The following is a 5,340-nucleotide window of genomic DNA, read 5'->3' on the forward strand; positions in this document are numbered from 1 at the left end:
AATCATTTATATCTATTTATTTCTTCTGTTAAAAACTCTATATGAACAACTTAGCTAAACTAAGGGCATTTGCTGCAATTGCATCATCTACTTCAATACAGGAAAGGTTTACATTATTCAAAACTGATACATAAAATAAAGTACTAAGATTGTTTCCATTTTTTATATTTAATACAGTTAACCGATTATTATTGATCTCTAATTCTTCTAATGAACTATTTGAACTTACATCTAAACTTGTTAGTAAATTATTATTTCCATAAATATATTCCAAATTTGTATTGGTGCTTACATCCAAGCTTGTAACTTGATTATCTGAAAAATATAATTCAGTTATTAATGGGTTATTACTAATATCTATTTCAGACAGTTGATTATTTGTACATTCTAAATAATCTAAAACTATATTATTACTAACATCCAAACTTGTTAGAGCACTATTATTAATCGTTATATCTGTAAGATTACTATTTGCACTTAGGTTAATACTTCCTAAAGGAGCATTCTCTATTGTCAATCTTAGCAATCCTACATTGGCTAAAACATCTAGGTTTGTTAATTGACTATTTCTTATAGCTATCCCTTCTAATCCTAAATTGTTACTAGTGTTTAAACTTGTAATTGGCGCATTAATAGAAATACTTTTTAATACAGTATTCGTTCCTAGGTTTATAGTTTGTAATGCATTATCTATAACAGTAATACTAGTAACTTTAACATTCGAACTTATATCTAAATTTGCTAAGGCCGTACCATTTAACATTAGAATTTCTAGATTTGTATTCTTACTTAGATCCAAATTAGTTGCAGGATTTCCAGTACTTGATAATTGTATTAGTGAAGTAAATGCTTCGATTCCTGTAAAATCTACAATGCCTTTATTGTATAACTGCCCTCCTGATCCAGCTAAAAATCTTTCTACTCCTATTATATTTTGAGTCGCAACAAAATCATTTAGTCCACTAGTATCATATCCTGCATCTATTAACGCTTGTTCAAAGTTATCATCTGGAATATATGTTTGGCATTGATCTGCATAACTTGATGTAGCTGCATCTATCTGCCAAGCCGCATAATTGCCTAATCCTGAATTCGCATCTACAGCACTATCAACCTGAATACAACTTAAATTAGCATTATTTTGTAATTGTAAGTCCTCAATAATTGTATTATTTCCATTCTTTATGTTAGCGAAAATCAAATCATTATTAAATCCTTTTAAGTATCTCAATCCCGTTAATGTAGTAACATCTATTGTACTTATATGATTGTACTGAAATTCAAGTCTATTTAAAATTGTATTATTACTTACATCTAGATTTGTTAAATCATTGCGCCCAACAAATAATTGTTCTAGTTGTGTATAACTACTCAAATCTATTTCAGTAAAATCATTTCCAAATACCTGAAGATACCTTAATACAATAGAGTTCATTTGTAACGTTTCAATGTTATTATTGTCTGCAATAAGTGTATCTAAATCGGCTTGATTGCTCAGGTCTAAACTACTTAACTGGTTTCGACTAACTCTTAGTGTAATTAGGTTTGTTAAATTACTAAGATTAATTGTTGTAAGATTATTATCATATACTAGCAAGGTTTCTAACGCTACAAAATCCTCAATTCCTGTTAAATCAGAAATTCCTGAATTAGAAATATCAATAGAAGTAAGTGTGTTTATATTAGCAGTGGTAACGAAATTATCTAATACTCCTGAATCAAATCCTAAATCGATTAAAACTTGTTCAAAATTATCATCTGGTACGTAGGTTAGAAGGCTACAATCATTATTATAAATAGCATTCGCATCTTTTAACCATGACATATAAGTTCCAGTGCCTGCATTTGCGCTTCCAGAATCGTCTACACTAATACAGTGTAAGTTCGAGTTATTTTGAACGTTTAAAGTACTTAGAATCCCATTATTTCCATTTTTAAGGTTTAGTATCGATAGGTTATTATTATCTGCTGATAAATTATTTAGCAAGGGTGAGTTCGATAAATTTAGTGCTTCGATAGTATTTCTGCTACAATCAAGTAACTCTAATATGGTATTTTGACTTACATCTAAAGAAGAAAGTTGATTTCTACCACAGTACAATTGTTTTAAATTTGGAGATCCTGTTACATCTATAGCAGTTAATTCATTCCCAAAAACTTGTAATGTTTCTAACGCTGGAGAAGCTAAAGTTAAATTTGAAATATTATTAAATGCCGCATTAACGATTTTTACCTTAACTAAATTATTCAAGTTCAACGTAGTCATATCATTATTCCTTTGAACATTAACAATTTCAAGTTCAGATAGGTTACTTAAATCTAAAGAAAGTATGGCATTTCTACTTATATTAAGATTCGTTAAACCTGTAAAATCTTCAATTCCTGTAGGATCAACAATGCCTTTATCACTAATATCTAAAGTAGTAATATGTTCAATAACCGTAGTTAAAACAGTATTATCTAAAACATCGTCAAAACCTAGATCTATTAACTCTTGTTCAAATGCATCATCTGGAACTATTGTTCTTCTGGACAAATCGCAATCATTGTCTAATAAAGTAGTATTATCTACAAACCAACTACTATGATAACTAGCATTTGATTCATCTACTTGTATACAAGATAACGACGGGTTAAAATTAGCTTGTAAAGAAGTAAAATTTGCATTATTTCCATTAGCTATATTCAAACTCGATAAATTGTTATTATTAGTAATATGAAAAAGGGTTATTAATGAATTTCCTGAAATATCAAAACTTGTGAAATCATTAAGGTCCAGTCTTAATGAGGTTAAGGCTGTATTTCTATTAACATTAAGCTGAGTTAAATTATTAGATGATACATCTAACTCTTGTAGTGCTGTTAATTTACTTATATCTATAGTACTTAAATTATTACTTCCCAATCTTAATACGCGTAATGCTAAGTTATTGCTTACATCTATTGTTGTAAGGTCATTACCTCTGTCTATTTCTAATACTTCTAAAAAAAGTAAGTTACTTACATCTATTTCTTTAATATCGTTTTGTCTTAAGTATAATTCTTGTAGCGTAGTAAAATACTCAATACCAATCATATTGGTAATACCTAGGTTTCTAAGATTTAATGATGTTAATGCTGCTGCACTTATATTAGCAAGACTTACAAAATTGTTCAATCCACTGGTATCAACACCTAAATCTATAAGCGCTTGTTCGAATGCATCATCTGGAATAAATACTCCGCAATCTTGAGCATAAACTGAAAGATCTTCTTCCCATCCTGAATAACCTCCTACGGGAACTCCACTATCTACCTGAACACATTGTAAACTATTTTGATTACGAATGTCTAGAAAAGTAATTAAGTTATTATTAGAGTTATCCATTTTAATGTATTGGATATTTCCGCCATTTAAACTTATTGAAGTTAATTTTCTATTCAATTGAAAATTCATTTGAATTAATGAATTACTGTTATTCGCAATAAATGTTTTTAACTCTAAATTTTCTCTAATATCTAATGACGTTAAGACTGTATTATTTGCTGTAAAGCTTTCTAATAAGTTATTTTGAGTAATATCAATAGTTGTTAACCTATTGTTATTAGAAATATCCAAACTTTCTAAATCTTTAAAAGCTGCTATTCCTGTGAGGTCAGAAATATTTTTATTACTAATATCTAATGAAGTTATGGTGTTAATATTAGCGGTTGGAACAAAATCGTCTAAAGTTCCAGAATCATATCCTAAATCTATTAATGCTTGCTCAAAATTATCGTCTGGAATGTATGTAAAGCAACTTCCTGGAACATTATTTACCGTAAATATTACTTGACAAGTATCGGAACCAAATGGATTAGATGCTGTAAAAGTAATTATTGTATCTCCTAAATCTACCATAGTTCCTGGCAGTGGATTTTGTGTTATTGTTATTGGGTCTATATTTACAGGATCTTCTGCTATAATTTGATTTGTAAAATCTGGTAGGCTTACTTGGCAATTCATTTCAGCATTTGCACTACTAGGATTTGCACATTGAGAAATGGTAACTTGCGATTGTACTATAAAAGCACAAAATAAAAAACAAACGTAAAGTAGTCTTGTTCTCATATTTAGAGTAGATTATATACAGACTACAAAATTATAATCACATTTATTTCTTAACTCTTTTTCGAGGTGTCAAATGGTGTCATTTCAGGATTTACAAGTGTTTTAAAGTATTTATTTAAAGCTACGGATACATATCTTATTCTTTTAATTTCTTTGATATCGGTATATTCATACTGTCATATTTATCACTTTATGGCAATAAAAAAGCAGTAATTTTTCAATTACTGCTCTTATAATACTAAATGATTTGCTTAAAATCCATCTCCTGGTGGTTCTGGACTTGCTGCTTGCGCATCTTTGGGGATTAGTAATAAGTATGTTCCTAAGGCAGTTAAAGCAGTATATTTACCATAATTGCCTATTTTTTGTAAAGCTTCTTTTCTATTAATTTTCTCTTTGTTATCGTTGTGTATTTTCATAATTAAAAGCCTTATTTATTAAATACAATTTTTTTACTCGTTATTCCTGCTGTTCCTTCTACTCTTACAATATAGATTCCAGTTTCTAAAACATCTGGAGTTATTTTATTCATTGTATCTCCAACAATTTTGCTGCTGTATATTTCACTTCCTAAAACAGAGTATAGCTTCACAATTGCCATTTCTCCTTGCTCTAATCCTTTTATTGTTACTTCTTGGTTTCCTGATTTGAATATTTCAACTGTGCCATTTACACTAGCTATATCTTCTATATCTAATACCTTTGCAGATGTATGTATATAAAATCTTCCTACTCCAGTTAGTTTTGAAGTCGTTGTAAAACTGTATGAGCTTCCTGCTTCAATTTCTGTAAAATCTCCTGTTGCTCTATCTTCAATATATACCTTTATCTCAGACGGTAAAGCTATTGTATTTACAGATAGTTTTATTTCTTTACCTGCTTCAGAAATAAATCCTAACGGAATTACTGTGGTATCAAAATCTGAATTTGGTAACGACTGAATTGTAAAGTCTTTATTTTCTGAACTCTCCACTAAATGTGTAAACACATCAAAAGTACTGCCTCCAAAGTTTCCTATGTCGTATCCAGCATCTAAGCCTTTGGTTGTATTGGCTACATACTTAATATTTGTATCTACTGCTACACCATCTTGCTCTGCTATAATTTGAATTGTTGGTATTTCTGAATTAGTTCCTCTTGAGAATGTAGCTACTTCTGCTCCATTATGTAAACGTTGCTCTTCTCTAAAATCCATTGTGGTAACTCCTGTTCCTGTTTTTACAAAGAATCCTTGTCCTACTGTTAAAGAA

At 29.6% G+C, this 5,340-nt stretch carries 3 protein-coding genes (1 of these 3 only partly in view); all 3 read right to left on the reverse strand.

The genetic code is table 11. The annotated features are described in order from the left end of the window. Positions 1–37 precede the first annotated feature (37 nt). The gene (locus ACKTTC_RS14775; protein ID WP_408040617.1) at positions 38–4,090 is read right to left on the reverse strand and encodes a hypothetical protein; all 4,053 of its coding nucleotides are present in this window, start codon (positions 4,088–4,090) and stop codon (positions 38–40) included. Between the two features lie 251 nt (positions 4,091–4,341). After that, entirely contained in the window at positions 4,342–4,509 is a 168-nt protein-coding gene (locus ACKTTC_RS14780; protein ID WP_408040618.1) for a hypothetical protein, read from the reverse strand. Positions 4,510–4,520: 11 nt separating this feature from the next. Beyond that, positions 4,521–5,340, reverse strand: the end of a protein-coding gene (locus ACKTTC_RS14785) for a T9SS type A sorting domain-containing protein (protein WP_408040619.1). 7,031 nt of this gene lie beyond the right edge of the window; the window shows 820 of its 7,851 coding nt (coding positions 7,032–7,851); the start codon falls outside the window, past its right edge — the gene reads right to left on this strand; its stop codon occupies positions 4,521–4,523.

It is taken from the genome of Tenacibaculum amylolyticum, assembly GCF_964511145.1.
Lineage (GTDB): Bacteria > Bacteroidota > Bacteroidia > Flavobacteriales > Flavobacteriaceae > Polaribacter > Polaribacter amylolyticum.

Coding starts and splice junctions, on each gene's coding strand:
- ACKTTC_RS14780 (WP_408040618.1), bottom strand. CDS start 4,509: ATGAAAATACACAACGATAACAAAGAGAAAATTAATAGAAAAGAAGCT.
- ACKTTC_RS14775 (WP_408040617.1), bottom strand. CDS start 4,090: ATGAGAACAAGACTACTTTACGTTTGTTTTTTATTTTGTGCTTTTATA.